At 63.9% G+C, this 1,131-nt stretch carries 2 pseudogenes; both read left to right on the forward strand.

From position 1 onward, the window contains the following. A pseudogene (locus Y708_RS28650) lies at positions 1-461 on the forward strand (pyruvate dehydrogenase (acetyl-transferring), homodimeric type); the annotation flags it as partial. A gap of 10 nt (positions 462-471) precedes the next feature. Next, positions 472-1,131: pseudogene (locus tag Y708_RS25940) on the forward strand (pyruvate dehydrogenase (acetyl-transferring), homodimeric type); the annotation flags it as partial.

The following is a 1,131-nucleotide window of genomic DNA, read 5'->3' on the forward strand; positions in this document are numbered from 1 at the left end:
TGTATGTGTTCTACTCGATGTTCGGATTCCAGCGCACTGGCGATTCCTTTTGGGCGGCTGCGGACCAGATGACCCGTGGGTTTATCATCGGCGCAACCGCCGGCCGCACCACCCTCACCGGCGAAGGCCTCCAGCACGCCGACGGTCACTCACCGATCCTCGCCTCCACCAACCCCGCGGTCATCACCTACGATCCGGCGTACGGGTACGAATTAGGCCTGATCATGCGGGACGGGCTGGACCGGATGTACGGCGATTCCCCAGAGAACGTGATGTATTACCTCACCGTCTACAACGAACCCATCCGTCAACCGGCGCTTCCGGACAACCTCGATGTCCAGGGTGTGCTGGGTGGGATTTACAAGCTGAAGGACGGGCACGACGACGGCGGGGCGCCCAAGGCGCAGATTCTCGCCTCTGGCGTGTCGGTGCCATGGGCTCTCGAAGCGCAGCGACTGCTGGCCGACCATCACGGCAGCCGGCACGGCTTACGCCACACATGGCGAGCCGCTGATCCCGGTGTATGTGTTCTACTCGATGTTCGGATTCCAGCGCACTGGCGATTCCTTTTGGGCGGCTGCGGACCAGATGACCCGTGGGTTTATCATCGGCGCAACCGCCGGCCGCACCACCCTCACCGGCGAAGGCCTCCAGCACGCCGACGGTCACTCACCGATCCTCGCCTCCACCAACCCCGCGGTCATCACCTACGATCCGGCGTACGGGTACGAATTAGGCCTGATCATGCGGGACGGGCTGGACCGGATGTACGGCGATTCCCCAGAGAACGTGATGTATTACCTCACCGTCTACAACGAACCCATCCGTCAACCGGCGCTTCCGGACAACCTCGATGTCCAGGGTGTGCTGGGTGGGATTTACAAGCTGAAGGACGGGCACGACGACGGCGGGGCGCCCAAGGCGCAGATTCTCGCCTCTGGCGTGTCGGTGCCATGGGCTCTCGAAGCGCAGCGACTGCTGGCCGACCATTGGGGGGTGTCCGCTGATGTGTGGTCGGTGACGTCCTGGAACGAACTGCGCCGCGACGGCCTCGCCGCGGAAGAAGACGCCTTCCTCCACCCCGGTTCGGAACCACGCGTCCCGTTCGTGACCCGGCAGCTCGAAGGAGCC

The sequence above is a fragment of the Arthrobacter sp. H5 genome, from assembly GCF_000520595.1.
In the GTDB taxonomy this organism is placed as follows: Bacteria; Actinomycetota; Actinomycetes; order Actinomycetales; family Micrococcaceae; genus Arthrobacter_D.